Annotated in this window: 18 protein-coding genes and 1 pseudogene; 10 read left to right on the top strand and 9 right to left on the bottom strand. The window is 68.2% G+C overall.

Annotation, left to right across the window (positions count from 1 at the left end):
- Window positions 1-192: 192 nt before the first annotated feature.
- The 5 genes from AOK03_RS13085 to AOK03_RS13105 all read left to right on the top strand — a co-directional run bounded on the left by AOK03_RS13085 (window position 193) and on the right by AOK03_RS13105 (window position 3,557).
- Window positions 193-492 carry a WXG100 family type VII secretion target gene (locus tag AOK03_RS13085; RefSeq protein ID WP_063792492.1) on the top strand — a complete coding sequence of 100 codons (300 nt, stop codon included), beginning with the start codon at window positions 193-195 and terminating at the stop codon, window positions 490-492.
- Between the two features lie 111 nt (window positions 493-603).
- Window positions 604-909: a hypothetical protein gene (locus AOK03_RS13090; RefSeq protein WP_055565397.1), complete on the top strand. Its 306-nt coding sequence runs from the start codon at window positions 604-606 to the stop codon at window positions 907-909.
- Complete coding sequence (locus AOK03_RS13095; RefSeq protein ID WP_055565398.1) at window positions 909-2,276, top strand: hypothetical protein; 1,368 nt, start codon at window positions 909-911, stop codon at window positions 2,274-2,276. The genes AOK03_RS13090 and AOK03_RS13095 overlap by 1 nt, the downstream gene beginning before the upstream one ends.
- The gene (locus tag AOK03_RS13100) at window positions 2,276-2,959 is read left to right on the top strand and encodes a hypothetical protein (protein WP_055565399.1); all 684 of its coding nucleotides are present in this window, start codon (window positions 2,276-2,278) and stop codon (window positions 2,957-2,959) included. The genes AOK03_RS13095 and AOK03_RS13100 overlap by 1 nt, the downstream gene beginning before the upstream one ends.
- 1 nt (window position 2,960) lies before the next feature.
- Window positions 2,961-3,557: a hypothetical protein gene (locus AOK03_RS13105; protein WP_055565400.1), complete on the top strand. Its 597-nt coding sequence runs from the start codon at window positions 2,961-2,963 to the stop codon at window positions 3,555-3,557.
- Window positions 3,558-3,922: 365 nt separating this feature from the next.
- Here the strand turns inward: AOK03_RS13105 and AOK03_RS13110 are convergent, their stop codons facing one another.
- Genes AOK03_RS13110 through AOK03_RS13120 form a run of 3 tightly spaced genes read right to left on the bottom strand, consistent with a single transcriptional unit; the run spans window position 3,923 to window position 5,569 of the window.
- Window positions 3,923-4,528 carry a hypothetical protein gene (locus tag AOK03_RS13110; protein ID WP_055565401.1) on the bottom strand — a complete coding sequence of 202 codons (606 nt, stop codon included), beginning with the start codon at window positions 4,526-4,528 and terminating at the stop codon, window positions 3,923-3,925.
- Window positions 4,525-5,151, bottom strand: a complete 627-nt coding sequence (locus tag AOK03_RS13115; protein WP_055565402.1) for a hypothetical protein — start codon at window positions 5,149-5,151, stop codon at window positions 4,525-4,527. The genes AOK03_RS13110 and AOK03_RS13115 overlap by 4 nt, the downstream gene beginning before the upstream one ends.
- Window positions 5,138-5,569: a hypothetical protein gene (locus AOK03_RS13120; RefSeq protein ID WP_055565403.1), complete on the bottom strand. Its 432-nt coding sequence runs from the start codon at window positions 5,567-5,569 to the stop codon at window positions 5,138-5,140. Before AOK03_RS13120 ends, AOK03_RS13115 begins: the two co-directional genes overlap by 14 nt.
- A gap of 833 nt (window positions 5,570-6,402) precedes the next feature.
- On the opposite strand from AOK03_RS13120, the gene AOK03_RS13125 reads away from it, so the two are divergent.
- Genes AOK03_RS13125 through AOK03_RS13145 form a run of 5 tightly spaced genes read left to right on the top strand, consistent with a single transcriptional unit; the run spans window position 6,403 to window position 9,764 of the window.
- Window positions 6,403-6,726: a hypothetical protein gene (locus AOK03_RS13125; RefSeq protein WP_055565404.1), complete on the top strand. Its 324-nt coding sequence runs from the start codon at window positions 6,403-6,405 to the stop codon at window positions 6,724-6,726.
- Window positions 6,727-6,728: 2 nt separating this feature from the next.
- Window positions 6,729-7,973 (top strand): hypothetical protein, encoded by a 1,245-nt coding sequence (locus AOK03_RS13130; protein ID WP_055565405.1) that lies wholly within the window; start codon window positions 6,729-6,731, stop codon window positions 7,971-7,973.
- A complete protein-coding gene (locus tag AOK03_RS13135) occupies window positions 7,970-8,458 on the top strand; it encodes a hypothetical protein (RefSeq protein WP_055565406.1) in 489 nt (162 codons plus the stop codon). The genes AOK03_RS13130 and AOK03_RS13135 overlap by 4 nt, the downstream gene beginning before the upstream one ends.
- Window positions 8,455-9,171, top strand: a complete 717-nt coding sequence (locus AOK03_RS13140; RefSeq protein ID WP_055565407.1) for a hypothetical protein — start codon at window positions 8,455-8,457, stop codon at window positions 9,169-9,171. The genes AOK03_RS13135 and AOK03_RS13140 overlap by 4 nt, the downstream gene beginning before the upstream one ends.
- Window positions 9,168-9,764, top strand: a complete 597-nt coding sequence (locus AOK03_RS13145; RefSeq protein ID WP_063792495.1) for a hypothetical protein — start codon at window positions 9,168-9,170, stop codon at window positions 9,762-9,764. Before AOK03_RS13140 ends, AOK03_RS13145 begins: the two co-directional genes overlap by 4 nt.
- 61 nt (window positions 9,765-9,825) lie before the next feature.
- Here AOK03_RS13145 and AOK03_RS13150 read toward each other — a convergent pair whose 3' ends face one another.
- The 6 genes and pseudogenes from AOK03_RS13150 to AOK03_RS13175 all read right to left on the bottom strand — a co-directional run.
- Entirely contained in the window at window positions 9,826-10,443 is a 618-nt protein-coding gene (locus tag AOK03_RS13150; RefSeq protein ID WP_055565409.1) for a hypothetical protein, read from the bottom strand.
- Window positions 10,440-11,132 carry a hypothetical protein gene (locus AOK03_RS13155; protein WP_244177595.1) on the bottom strand — a complete coding sequence of 231 codons (693 nt, stop codon included), beginning with the start codon at window positions 11,130-11,132 and terminating at the stop codon, window positions 10,440-10,442. Before AOK03_RS13155 ends, AOK03_RS13150 begins: the two co-directional genes overlap by 4 nt.
- Window positions 11,122-11,556 (bottom strand): hypothetical protein, encoded by a 435-nt coding sequence (locus AOK03_RS13160; RefSeq protein WP_055565410.1) that lies wholly within the window; start codon window positions 11,554-11,556, stop codon window positions 11,122-11,124. The genes AOK03_RS13155 and AOK03_RS13160 overlap by 11 nt, the downstream gene beginning before the upstream one ends.
- On the bottom strand, window positions 11,550-12,905 hold the full coding sequence (locus AOK03_RS13165; protein WP_055565411.1) for a putative T7SS-secreted protein: 1,356 nt from the start codon (window positions 12,903-12,905) through the stop codon (window positions 11,550-11,552). The genes AOK03_RS13160 and AOK03_RS13165 overlap by 7 nt, the downstream gene beginning before the upstream one ends.
- A gap of 111 nt (window positions 12,906-13,016) precedes the next feature.
- Window positions 13,017-13,313, bottom strand: a complete 297-nt coding sequence (locus AOK03_RS13170) for a hypothetical protein (protein WP_055565412.1) — start codon at window positions 13,311-13,313, stop codon at window positions 13,017-13,019.
- 276 nt (window positions 13,314-13,589) lie between these two features.
- Window positions 13,590-14,032 (bottom strand): annotated as a pseudogene (locus AOK03_RS13175) (hypothetical protein); the annotation flags it as partial.

Below are 14,032 nucleotides of genomic sequence, written 5' to 3' on the forward strand. Positions count from 1 at the left end.
GGCTCATCGCGAAACGGCACGCAACACTTCGCACCAGTTCGCACTCGCTCATAGCGGAGCTGTGACTGAACCGGGCTGTGATCCCATCCGCCCCACCCGTAAGCTGCTGGCGCAAGAGCGGAAGATCACACCATCCGCGTTACGGGAGCCACGGGGGTTGGCCCTGCGGCGAGTTGATTGGGAGAGAGCCTCATGGCCAAGGACCTTGATGTCACATATCAGGACATGCGTGACGCGGCCAAGCACGTGGTCAAGGAGAAGGACAAGCTCAACGAGAAGCTCGACGGGCTGAAGAAGTACATCAAGAACCTCGTCGAGACGGGCTTCGTCACCAAGAGCGCCTCGAAGGCGTTCGACGAGAACTTCGACGAGTTCGTCGAGGGCGCCAAGAAGACCATCGACGGTCTGGACGGCATGGGCGACTACCTCACGAACGCCGCCGACAAGTACGAGCAGATCGACGACGAGCTGGGCCGGGCCGCGAAGAAGTAGCAACGGGCTCGGCTTCGCCGAGGGCGGGGGCGACGGGACGTATCCGCCGCCCCCGCCCTCGCTTCGCAGCCGAGAAGGCACGGGAACGACGGTGTGACAGAGGGGTGGCTCGTGGGGGAGTACACGAGGATCGACGACCTGAACGTCATCCGGGAGATGGGTGTCGGCCTCGGGAACATCAAGGAGGCGTTCGACGGCCTCGGAAAGCTGAAGGGGCAGTACGAGGACGATTTCGGTGAGCACGACCTCTCCTGGCAGTTCGGGGACTTCGTGGAGAACTGGGATCGTCACCGCGAGGAACTCGGGGAAGAGATCAAGAGCCTCTCCGATCTCGCGAAGGCCGCCGCCAAGACGTACGAGAAGATCGACAGTGAACTGGCGAAGGTCCTGCGCGACTCCGACAAGAAGAAGTCCTGATGGCAGGCGGGCGCACCACGGACTGGCAGCCGCTGGCCGACCACGACCCGGTCCCCGGCGACCCGGACCGGCTGGAACAGCTGGGCCGCAAGCTCCGCAAGACCGCGAACGAACTGGAACGCCAGGTACGCCACCTCAAGGCGGCGTCCGAGGTGGAATCCTGGGACAGCGACGCGGGCAAGGAGTTCCGCGAGAAGGCGAAGAAGTGCCGCGGCCGTCTGGAAGCCGCGCACAAGCGCTACAAGACGGTGGCCGACGCGGTCGGTGACCGGATCGTGGACCACGGATCCGACTACGAGTCGAACGCCTCGGCCCAGCCCGGCAATTACGCCACTGAACTCCTTCGCGCCCAGCGGATCGCTGAGATCGCCCGGCAGGATGCCCAGGATGCCGAGGCCGACAAGAGCGCCGCCCAGAAAGGGCTGGACGGTCTCTCCGGGAAAGAGGAGGGGCACAGCGCCAAAGGGGAAGCCAAGGGGCACAAGGAGAAGCTGGAGGACCGGGCGGAGTCGGCCGGCAAGGCCCTGGAGGCAGCCCGGGAGAAGTTGCGGAGAGCGCAGGAAATCCGCGACACGGCTGCGAAGAAGGCGCGCGAGGCCATCGATGAAGCAATCTCCGACGATGCCCTCAAGGATGGCTTCTGGGACGACTTCGCGGACTTCGTGGAGTGGGCTGCGGGCTGGATGGAAGACATCTCGAAGTACGCTGGTCTCGCGGCTCTGGCCGTTGGATGGATCCCTGTCATCGGTCAGGGACTGGCAGGGTTCCTGGGTGCCGTCTCCATGGTGGCCACGCTGATCAACATTGCCTGTACGGCGGTCCAGGTCGCAATGGGCGATGAGTCCTGGACCGCGCTTGCCGAGGCGGCGGTGGGGTTGCTGATGATGGGGGCGGGCAAGGCGATGTCCAAGGTCAGCGGTCGATATGCCAAGGGCCTGTTGGACCGTATGCGGGCGGCCAAGGGTGGTAAGCAGACTCCCCGGCAGAGCAAGCGGAATCGGCACAAGTTCAACCGTGATGTGGCCCACGTCAAGGGGCTTCAGAAGGGTGACATCTCGAAGTCCATCCGTGAGCCGGTCACCGAGGTCTTTAAGGGATCCACTTGGTCGGGCGCTTTTAGGGGCGGCTACCGTGAATCTGCGCAGGTATTGCGGGATCGCGGAAACGGAAGCTTGATCAAGGGAGGGGTCAAGTCGATGTCCTTGTCGGACGCTTCCGTGGCGTCTGACCTCAAGGAGATGAAGCACCTGGGCAAGAGTATGGGCGACGGATTTGCGGTCAACAAACTGTCGAGCCGGGCCACAGCCCTGAATGTGGCAGGCAGCGGAATCACTGCCGGTGGTCTTCTTATTGACGAGGTGAGCTGATGGAACGAGAGCAGAAAGAAGTCGCTGGGTTTTCTCCCGGTCCCGAGGACGACTACCTTGTCGATTTCGATTTCGATGGCGGCTGGCTTCCTCTGACACTCCACGCGGGAACTCGGGAAGAGTCCCGGAAGATGGCCGCAGATCTGGTGGAGAAGTTCAACCCCTTGCACCTCGGCGTCAGCAAAGCCGCACTGCAGGAGGAGCTGGAGAACCTCGCCCTGACAGCATTCGAGTCCGGCCCCGTTCTGACGACGGTCGCATACACGGAGGGCGGCATTCTCATGGCAGATCTGTCGGTCTTCGTGTACGGAGAGGACGATGTCCAGCGTCCTTCGCCGCAGGAGTATCTGCCCCACTTGACGAAGTGGTCTTACGCTGAAGTGAAGGGCGAAGCACAGGTGACTGACGTTCAGCTGCCGCTCGGTTCGGCCGTCCGTGTGCAGGCGGTGCTGGCCGAGAAGCGACGCTTTGGCTGGGGCAAGAAGCTCAGTGAGGCTCTCCGGTATGGAGTTTGGCCGGACGGGTTGGAAGAAATCCTGGTCGTCGAGGCGAGATGGCTCAACTTTGAACGTACGGACGAGCTGACCGAGCTCGTGGACCGTCTCATGCCCACCATGCGGCTTCTGCCCGTTCCCGCGGAGCCCGCCACAGGCAGTGCCTCCGAATCGACCAGCGAGAGCTGACATGCCCCTCCAGACGGAATGGAACACCCCTCCCAGCGACTACACGATCTTTGTTCCCGCAGGTTGGTTCCAACTGCACCTCGATCCTGAGGAGCGCGACCGTGGCATCGCCGCGCTTGCCGACCGGCAGTTCGCGGGCATCGACAATGCGCCCGTGCTCAAGGAACGGCTGATGCGGGATCTGCAGAAGCAGGCCAAGGCGGCCTACCGCGAGGGCGGTGTCGAGCTGTACATCAGCCTGCTGACCGTTGAGGGTGTGCCGCTGGCGTCCTCACTGCTCGTGAGTCTGCTCCCGGACGGCTGGCCCGGCTGCCGCACGGCACACGACCTGGCTCGCCGACTGGGCGACACGGGGCGCCCGGCTGAAGTGCGGAAGCTGGACGCCGCAGGCGACGCCGTACGGACGGAGAAGACCGAAGCCCCCGATCCCGAGCGCCAGATGGGCAACACTCTCGCCACGACGACCGTGAGCTACCACGTCCCCGTCCCCGCGAGCACCCAGTGGCTGACCCTCACCTTCTCGACCCCCATGGAAGGCCTGGCGGCACAGATGGTGGAGCTCTTCGACACCGTGGCCGGGACATTGCACTGGGAGTAGCCGACGTCCGCGCGTGGTGAGCGGGTACGACCCATCGCCCGAGGACTTCCGGTGGGTGACGTTGCAGTCGGCCTTGTATGTGTCCAGCCGGTAGCCGGACTTGGCCCTGGTGAGGTCGTACGTACATGACTGCGGATCGGCGAACTCCGTGCCCGACTCCACTCGCAGAGCGACAGGCTTGGCCACTGTTGTGGTGGCGGCGATGTCGACGCCGAGGTGGTTGAAGCTCGCCGTCACCCAGACGGAGTCGATCGGAGCGTCGAACCGCACGCGCGTGGCCAGGTTCACGATCTGACCGTCCGCGGTCGGTCGAAGGGTGACCGAGGGCGCGGGAAGCTTCGGCCCAAGGGGGGCAGGTCCTTGCCTCAGGTGTCGAGGTTCACGAACAGGCTCCGGGCGAACGCGTCGAACTCGTCGATGTTCGACGTGATCCATCCGATGTCCTCGCCCACCGTACGTACGATCACGTCGATGCCCAGCGATTCCAGCCGCCACGCGTAGTTCACCGAGCAGCACATCGCGCCCGCCTTGGCCGCGACGAAGTAGCGGACCGAGCGCTTGCCGCGCCCCAGCCGCTCGGTGTCGAAGTCGATGACCTCGGGGTCCCGCGCGGCGCCCGGCTCATTCTTCTGGACCAGCTCGTCCAGCGTCGCGTCCACGTCGCCCTCGCTGGGGCCCGCGTGCACGAGGAAGGTGAGGAACTCCCGCCGGGGATCCGGGACATAGAGGAAGATCTGGTGCGCCGGAACCGTCCGCGGAATCAGCTCGGCCGCCGAGTCCAGTTCGAAGGCCAGCATCTTGACCTGCTTCTTGTCGACCGGCTCGTCGTCGACGAGTGCCCAGAGCAGTTCCGAGGTGCGGCGCGCCCACTTCTTGCGCTCGCGCGCGGCGCCCCGCCCGTCGCCGAGGAGCGGCATCGCAGGCCAGACGGCGGCATCGCTGTCCGAGTCGAGGGAGAAGGTGACGGTCACTCGGTCCTCCAGCGGAACGTGGTCATCACGGCGTCGAAGAGTTCTACGAGGATCTCGGTGAAGTCGCCCTCGGGATTGCCGTCGCCGAGGGTGGTGAAGCTGACGACGACCCAGCCCGCGTCCCCGCCGGACGACGGTACCCGCACGACGTAGTCGACGTGCTTCGACGCCGTCTCGGCCCCCTTCCGCGGGTCGGCCGGCATCGTGCGCTCCTTGCGGAGCCCTGCCGCACCGTCCAGCTCCGCGGGCTCGGAGTCCTTGGAGTCCGCGAGCAGTTGCGTCAGCATGTCCTGCGGACTGACCCCCTCGCGCAGCCCGGTGTCGAGCTTCGCGACGACGATGGAGGCGGCGACGAGGTAGCCGTGCATGGGCTCGACGGGCAGATAGAGGTCCACGCCGTCCCGGCGTTGCGCCTCCTTGACCGAGGCGTTCAGCCGCCGGTACAGCTCCATCCGCGCCTCTGCCACCTTGTCCTTGGGCAGTTCGCGGGAGGCCCGCTCGGCGGCCTCGTCGACGATCTCCTTGACCGCGTCCTGGGACCCCTCCCGCAGCGGGATCCGCGACCACCCCGGAGGAATGATCAGGGTGTAGCCGAACGCGTTCTTGGTGTCAGCCGGCGGCATCGCGGCGGCTCCTTCGGTCGAGCGCCCCGTACACGAGCACTACGGCACCGGGCAGGAGGGGACAGATCAGCACCGCCGGGTGGTGGTGCATCAGGAGAAGCAGCGGGGCGAGCTGGGCGAGGCCGCCGCCCGCGAAGTAGAGGGTGAAGTCGCCGCGCCACCGGCCCCCATTGCGCAGGAGGACGACGCCGGCGGTCAGGACCGCCACGGCCAGCAGTGGCAGTGCCTGCCCGGGTACGCGGAAGGCGGCGCTCAGCGACTTCGGGAGGGCGCCGGAGTTGATGAGCACCCCGCCGATGATGGCGACGACGAGGAAGAGGAGTGGCGTCACGACGGCGATGCGCGCGTTCCTGATCACCTTCCGGTCCTCGGCGGAGAGGCCGGCGGCTGCGTGGGCGGCTGTGCGGTTGTCCACCATGGACGCGGCTCCTCTTTCCATGGGTCGCAAGGGTGTTGCGCGGGGTGCCTCACCCGCTACCGGGCTCTTCAGCGAGGTGCGGTTCGGCGGAGTGGGTCTCACCAGGCGGACTGCGCCTGCGTCACACCGTGGCTTCCCTTGAAGTCGTTGTACGCGTCCCAGCTGGGCTTGTGGGGAATGCCGAGCCCGTCGCTCGCGGCGTTCAACGTGTCGTTGTCGCCCAGCAGCTTGTCGCCCCGCTTGGACGGCGCCGACCGCGATCAACGCGTACGAGACGAGCAAGGGCCGGTACGACGCCGCGACCTGGGGCGCCGGAGCGGCCGACATCGCCACGGGCACCGGTGGCCGCAAGTTCGGCGGCGCCGTGGCCATCGGTAGCGCGATCGGCCTCGGGGCACGGGAGTTGACGGACTGATGGATACCACCGAAGTCGATGGGACCGTCGGCGCCGAGGCCGGCCCCGCCACCCTCTCCGACGTCCCGATTGTTCCCGACGTCTGGTTAGAACTCCCTCCGGATCGCACGGAGTTAAGCCACCCCTGATCCACGTCGTTGACACGAACATAGTTCGCCGCGTCACTCATCGCCGCCGCCTCGGCCTTGTCCTTCGGCGTGTCCCAGTCGAAGACCAGGATCATGCTCTTCGGCGGCGATACGTCCACGCCGTCCGGCTTGTCCTCGGCCGGGGCGCCCGACGGGTTCGCGGACCTCTTCGGTTTCGCCGAGCCGTCGTCGGCTCCGCCGATCTTCCCGTACCGCTCCGATGATAGTTTCCTCTACAGGTATGTAGTAGATGTAGCGGGAACGTTGAGCGCGCACGCACGGGGGTCCAAGTGTCCGGTTCCGATCTGTCCGTCGACATCACCTTGCTCAAGTCGACGGAGAAGCAACTCCACTCGATCAAGGGCGAGTTCGAGGGCATCGACGACTGGAAGAAGGAGCTCAGGTCCGTCGTCGGCGAGGAACGCATGGTCAAGGCTATGTCGACCTTCGTGGACAACTGGGACCGGCACCGGAAGAAGCTCGTCGAGCAGATCGACGAGATCGGCGGCTGGGTCGAGTCGACGCGGAAGACCTTCGAGAAGGCCGATCTCGATCTCGCGAAGGCCGCGCGGAACAAGAAGCAGCAGAAGTCCGGCGCCGGGGAGGGGAAGTAGCCGTGTCGCGCTCCTCCGTGGACTGGCACCCGCTCGCGGACAGCGACCCGGTGCCCGGCTCCCCCAAGGCCATCGACGAAGAAGTCGAGCACATGACCGGCGTCGCGAAGAAGCTGCGCGATCAGGCGGAGAAGCTCCGCAAGATCGCCAGGAAGGAAGGGCTGAAGGGCAAGTACTCGGACAAGCTGACCGAGGGCGCGGGCGAGCTCGGTGAGAAGCTCGACCAGACCGCCGAGCGGTACGAGGGCGTCAAGAAGCACCTGTCCGACTGGTCCGACCAGCTGCGGCTCGCCCAGTCCGCCGCCGAGGAGGCCCGCCAGCTCGCCAAGAGCGACGAGAAGCAGGCCAAGAAAGACCTGAAGAAGGCCACCGAGCGCTACCACGGGCGGGCCGACGAGCTGGCCACGCTGATCGAGAACGCCATCGACGACGACCCCCTCACCGACAGCTGGTGGGACAACGTCAAGGACTGGATCGACAAGAACGCCGGCTGGCTGAAGGTCGTCATCGAGATCGCCAGCTACGTCGCCACGGCCATCGCCATCGCGGCGATCTTCATCTCCGGCATCGGGATCGGGGTGGTGCTCGCCGCGGGGATCGCGGTCCTCGTGGCGAGAGTGGTGATGGCCGCGGCCGGGCAGGGCTCCTGGGCGGACGTCGCGCTCGACGTGTTCGCGCTGGCGACCATGGGCCTGGGCCGCGGCGCGGTCTCCGGTCTCAAGGCGGGCCAGGCGGCCACCAGGGCCGCCGCGGGCGCGGGCGCGAGGAAGGCCGCCACCGGCGCCGCCAAGAACAGCATGAACAAGGTGTACGGACAGGCCGGGCGCACGCTGGCCAGCAAGAGCGCCACCAAGGCGCAGAAGCGGGCCGCCCGCGAGGCCATCGAACAGGCCGACGCCCTGGCCGCCAAGGCGGGCGCGGGCGCCGAGAAGGCGGCCGCCAAGGCGCCGGTGCCCAAGGCGAGCAGGATGGACATCCTCAGGGCGGGCGGCGACAAGGACGCGGCCGTCGCGTACAAGGACATGATGCGGATGCGGGGCGCCCACGCGGGCAACGGCGCCGTCCACGCGGCCAGCCAGGGCGCCGAGAGCCAACTCCGCCTCAACCAGCAGGTCTTCCTCTCCGGCCAGGGCATCGACCTGGGCGGCAAGGCCCTCGGATCGAGCGACACGGTCGACAAGCCGTACTTCGAGCCGTTCCAGGACTACAAGAACGAGTACACCGCCGAAGTGGGGTCCTCCTGGTGAGCCGAGAGGGCCGCCGCGAGCCCGGCGAGCGCTACTTCGCCGGGCTGGACCGCGACCGCGCGGAGCGGGAGCGCGTGACCGAGGAGGCGGAGCGCGCGTACACCAAGGACCTCGGTGCGGTGCGCGTGATCTCGATGGTGCCCCCGCTCCTCTACTGCGCCTCGATGATCGCGGGCGCCGCCTCGGAGGACGTCGCGCTGTTCGTCCATCGGTACGTCCTGGGACCCGCGGTCGTCGTCGCCACGGCCTTCGTGATCGGGCTGATCGTGAAGTACGAGCGCTCGCCCCAGCGCGACTTCGGGATTCCGGTGGTGGTCTACGGCGCGGCTCTCCTGAACGGCCTGACCGGCTTCGTCACCGGGTCGGTGGGCTACGTACTCGTGCCGCTCGCGGCGCCGCTCATCCAGTGGGCGTTGCCCAAGTTCCGCGCCTTCCGCGCCCACGCCCACGCCCACGTCCGCGCCCGCAAGGAGCGAGAGCCATGACCGACCGCACCACCGCCGCTCCCCGCGGTTACCAGCTGATCCTGCCGCCCGAGTGGGCCCGCATACCGATGCGGACGGGCACCGACGAAGCGATCCGCGCCCTCGTCGACGACGCCTTCGCCACGCTGCCCGCGGACGCGCCGCGGGACAAGGTCGGGCCGTACCGGCGCGAGCTGGAGCGGCGTCTGAAGAACGCCGTGAAGGAGGCCCGCAAGGCCGAGGCGCTCGACCTCTACCTCCCGGTCGAGCGCATGCACGGCATCGCCGTCCCCGCGTCGATCGTCGTCTCGGAGATGCGGTTCCCGGACGAGGTCGCCGTCGACCCCTCGGCCGTGTCGCGCCGCCTGCTCGAAGCGCCGGGCCGGGCGGGCGAGGCCACCGCCGTGGAGGTCGACGGCGTCCGCGCGGTCCGCACGGAACGCACGGTCGCCGCCGGGGAGCCGGGCGGCGGCGAGCTCGACTCGCGCCGCGTGGACTACGTGTTTCCGGTGCCGGGCGATCCCGGGCGCTGGCTCGGCGTCGTGTTCTCCACGCTCGGAGTGGGGGAGCCCGCAGACGCCGCAGACGCTGGGGACGCGGGGGGTGCAGAAGGTGCAGAAGGTACAGGGGATACGGGTGTTGCGGACCTCGCCGAGTACACCGACCAGTACACCGACCTCTTCGTGGAACTGTTCGACGCAATGATGAGTACCTTCCGATGGAGTCGCTCGTGAGCTGGCCGCATGTGGACTACGACACCGATCTGTGGATGCAGATCCCGAACTCCTGGGCGGGCACTCCGTGGAAGGGTCCCAAGGAGTGGGGCCGCGATCTCGCCGGGGCGTGGTGGGACGAGAGCGAACTGGAGGGGACCCGCAAGGACCTCAAGGTCCTGGCCGCGACGCTGCGCTCGTGCGCGGAGCGCTTCCCGCTGAGCCACCCCGAGTTCGACGTCTACCTCCACCTGCCCGACCCGCGTCTGATGCCGCTGCCGGTGTACGTCGCCTCCATCGAGGCGGACGGCGACCGCGAGGAGAGTCTGCGGGCCCTGGTCACCACGGACGACCCGGCCCTCGTGGAGAAGCCGATCGTGGAGGACTTCACCACCGGGCCGCTCGGCGCGGGCCTGCGCTCCCTGCGCTACACGCAGTTGGAGCAGGCGGACGGCGGCACCATCGTCGCGGGCGTGCGGTACGCCTGGCGCCACGAGGCGACCGGCTGCGACGTCCTGGTCATCGTGTCCGCGCCCGACCCGCGCCGGGTGCTGGGCGCCATGGACGACCTGGACGACTTCGTACGACGGATCAGCCTGCCGGATCCGTCGTGAGCCCAGGACCTCGGGGCGCCCAGGACCTCGGGGTGCTCAGGTGCTCAGGGTGCTCAGGTGCTCAGGGCGCCCAGACGCTCAGGGAGCGGGCCAGGTTCTCCAGGTCCTCCGCCGCCCGCATGACGTGCGCGATGTCCTCGGAGGCCGTCCAGATGACGACGTCCGCGCCGTGCTCCTCGACCTGCCACGCGTAGCGCACGCAGGCCAGCAGGTGCGGGGAGTCCTCCTGCGGGATGTAGCGGAAGGTGGTCATGCCCTTGCCGAGGCTGCCGGACTTGAAGGGCTTGACGACCGGCGGCTCGACGGCGTTCTTGTCGTCCGCCTCGGTGAGGGCACGGAGGGTCTCCTCGCGGGGGCCCGCGGCCGGTCCGATCGCCGCGCAGACGGGGAGCGGGACGTCGGCCGGGTGGTCGAGGTGGAGGAAGAGCCAGTGGTCCGAGCCGGGCGGGGCGAGGGACTCGGCGGTGCGCATCAGGGTGCCTGCGACGAAGTCGACGCCGTTGGGGCCGGGGTCGAGGTCGCTGTCCGTCCAGAGGTCCTCGGCGACCTCCCGGGACCAGGCCGCGATGTCGTCCCACTCGGGGAAGGGTGCCGCGCGGCCGGTGCGGGGCGGGACCATGACCCATGCGTCGTCGTCGACGTCCTCGATGTCGAGGATCGGCCAGAACAGTTCACTCATGCTCGACTCCAGCGGAAGTTCGCCATCACCGCGTCGAACCATTCGACGAGCGCTTCGGCCAGCTCGTCGCGCGGATCCCCGCCGCCGACCGTCGAGAACGCGGCGACGAACCAGCGGTTCGGGTCGCCCGGCACGGACAGGATGTACTCGACGCGCCGCGAGCCGAGCTCGGCGCCCTTGGCCGGGGCGGCCTCGGCGACGTGCTCGCGCCGCACCGCCAGCGCCCCGTCGATGTCGCCCGAGCTCAGATCGGCGTCCTCGACACCGTCCCGCGCCAGCAACTGCACGGCCACCTCGCTCGGTTCGGCCGGGGGCTCCTGTGCCCCGGCGCGCCGCGGAAGGAGCGATTCGGAGACCAGGATCGAGGCGCCGAGGTTGAAGTCGCCCATGGGCTTCACCGGCAGATAGAGGTCCAGGCCATTGCCCTTCTGGGCCTCGGCGACGGACGCGCGGAAGCGGCGTTCCATCTCCCGCTTGTACGGGCCGATCCTGTCCTGCGGGGCGTCGGCGGGGATGCGGGCGTAGGCCTCGTCCAGGATGCGGCGCACGGCGTCCTCCGTGCCGTGGCGCAGCGGGACCTGGGCCCATTCGGCGGGCAGGAGCATGCGGTAGCCGGTGGGCGGCAGCTCCACGGCTGAGTCGTCGGCGGGCTCGGGGGAGCCGGCCGGACGGGGCTGGTCAGGCAGCACTTGGTTGTTCCTTGCGGTTGAGGTGCCACATCCCGGCGAAACCGGCGAGGGACGCGGCGACGGCGATCCAGAGCACCCGGACGTCCTGGCCGAGGGCGAAGGCCAGTGCGTAGAGGAAGTAGAAGGCGAGCGCGATCCGCAGGAGCGAGCGCTCGCCCGCCAGCTTCTTCCAGTCCTCCGGGCCCCGCGCCAGCCAGATCAGCAGGCCCGGGGTGAGCGAGCAGAGCGCCCACTCCCACGTCGGCGACGGCAGCAGTTCCTCGTCGAAGAAGTCCTTGGTCGCGGGGGTGGCGAACATGCGGAGCAGGGCCAGCACGAAGATCCACCGGAAGGCGGCGACACCGATCGTCAGGCGCCGGTCGCGCCGGTCGCGCCGGTCGCGCTGGTCGGGGCGGTCGTGGCGGTCGGCGTTCCGCGTCACCATCGCGACGTCCCCGGCACCGGCGTGGTCATCCGGTCCTTCATCCGGCTGTACTCGCCGTCCGAGACCGCGTCGCCGCTCTTGTCGGCGGCGTCGAGCCCGGTGCCGACCGCCCAGGACCCACGGAGCGCGTCCTTCTGGCGCGCGGCCTCGCGGGCGTTGTCCGCCAGCTTGGTGTTGTCCGGGTAGGTGTCACGCCACTTGTTGATGTCCTTCACCTGCTTGCCGAGCTGGGCGTCGCCGAGAGCACCGGCCTTTTCCTGCGCGGTGATCTGGGGCATCTCGGCGTCGCGCACCTCGTCGCCCGCCTTCTTGCCCGCCGTGCGGTTCTTCTGTTCCATCTTGAGGCGGCGCGCACGGTTCTTCTGGCGGTCGCCGCCCGACCGGCCGCCGCCCTTCTTCTCGCCCTTGGCCGCGTTCTTCATGGCGTTCTTGCGGGTCGCCGCGGCGCTGGACTCGGCACCTTCCTTGGCCACTCCCGCCGCCGTTTTGCGGGAGCTCTGCTGCAGCATCTTGATGGCCTTGGCGGCCTTCACGCCGTTCCGCGCCATTTTGAGCGCGCCGATGTCCATGACGACGTCGAACCACGATCCGTTGCCTGTCGCCGCTTGGACCAGGTGGGCCACGGCGACGATGGCGGTCAGGACGAGGGCGATGACGCCGAGCGCCGGGAAGAACATGGCGGCGATGCCCACGATGGTGGCGGCCCAGCTCAGAATGTCGGCCCAGTCACCGATCCAGTCGGCGTCGGCGACCCAGGCCTTGATGTCGTTCCACCAACTGTCTTCCATGTCGTCGTCGATGGACTTGCGGATCTTGCCCGCGTAATGGCTCGCGCGCTCGTCGTAGTCACCGGCCGCGGAGTTCAGCCGTCCGCGGGCGTCCGACAGATCCTCCTTGGCCTTCTTCAGGGCGGGATCCTCGGAGTCGGAATCCTTGTCGCCCTTCTTGTCCTTCTCGTCGCCGTCCTTGGCCTTCTTGTCGGAGTCCGGCTTGTTCTCGTGGGCGTCGATGATGCGCTGGGCGTCCTTGGCGTCACCGAGCGCCTTGTCGGCCCGCTTCTGGAACCCTTCGAGATCGTCGGCCCAGCCGGAGAGATGGCCCTTCACCTCGCGATAGCGGTCCTCCGCCTCGTCGAGCTTGCGGCCCAGGGCACGGGAGTCCTCGCCGAGTTTCTCCGCGTACTTGCCCTTGAGGTTGTCCGCGTCGGCCATCGCATTGAGCGCCTCGGCCTGCGTGCGCAGGTACTCGGCGATCGTCTTCATGTGCTTGACCTGCTCGCGCACCGTCACCGGGTCGCCCGGTACGGGGTCGCTCTCGCGCAGTGGTTGCCAGTCCTTGGGCCGTGCCATTTCCTAATCCCCCGAATGAACCTGAATGAGCCCGAGCGAGCCTGAATGAGCCCGAGCGGGCCTGAATGAGCCCGGATAAAGCCGAACGATCCTGAACGCCCCGAGTCGGCGCTACTTGTCCTTCTTCTTGCCCGTCTTCGACAACTGGTCCTCCAGCTTCTGGAACGCGTCCCGCGTGTTCTCGACCATCTTCCCTACCTCGTCGAGGGATTCGAGAAGGCGTTTGCGGTTCTTGTCCCAGTTGTCCACGAAGTCGCCCATCGCGTCCTTGATGTCGGGCGCGCCGACCGCGGTCTTGATGCTGTCCTTCCATTCACCGAGATTCCTGAACTCTTTCTCGATGGCACTGAGTTGGCTGGCCGACTTGTTGAGCAGCTGGAAGTCGACGACCAGGTCCGATCCGGACATGTCTCCCCGTTCTCGCCGTTCTTGCGATGCTTGCCGAGCTTGCCGCGCTTGCCGGATTTGCGTCTGATTCCGGCCCCGTTGGCGCAATCCCTACGCTACCTATTCGGCGCGCCGCTTTGCGAGAGCACTACTTTGCCATGATCATCCTGCTTCGGCGGCGCCCGTTCTGTGGACGTCCTGGGGAAGTAAGGCCCGCGCGGCCCCGCGAGATTCAGCCGCGCGCCTCCTCATGCCGCTGGATTCAGCCGCGCGGCCCTCATGCCTCCCCCGCTGGATTCAGCCGCGCCGCCCCCGCGAGAAGTCCCCGCGCGCCACCCGCCGCGCAAGCCCGTCCTCGGAGTCGTCGCCACCGTCACCGCCGTCACCGCCGTCGCCGCCGTGGCGGCCCCCGATGAGCGAGCCGTAGCCGGTCGCCGCCCACACGCTCGTGGCCGCGTCCACCTCGAAGTAGGGGAGGGGGACCCCGCCGGGCCCGGTCTGCGACGTATCGGTGAGGACCTCCGGAGCGCGGCGTTCGCGGACCGCGCGGGCGCAGTCGGTGCAGGGGGAGACCCGCAGCTGGTCACGGCGGCCCAGCGGGCGCCAGACGACGGTGCGGACGGCACGGCCGTGCAGGGGGTTGAAGAAGCAGAGGGGGAGCGGGTCCGGGGTGCCGTCCAGGGCGTCGCGGCCCTCCGTGACCAGGGCCAGGACCCCGGCCAGGTCGGGCAGGCCGCGCG

The organism is Streptomyces atriruber (genome assembly GCF_001418325.1).
Classification (GTDB): domain Bacteria; phylum Actinomycetota; class Actinomycetes; order Streptomycetales; family Streptomycetaceae; genus Streptomyces; species Streptomyces atriruber.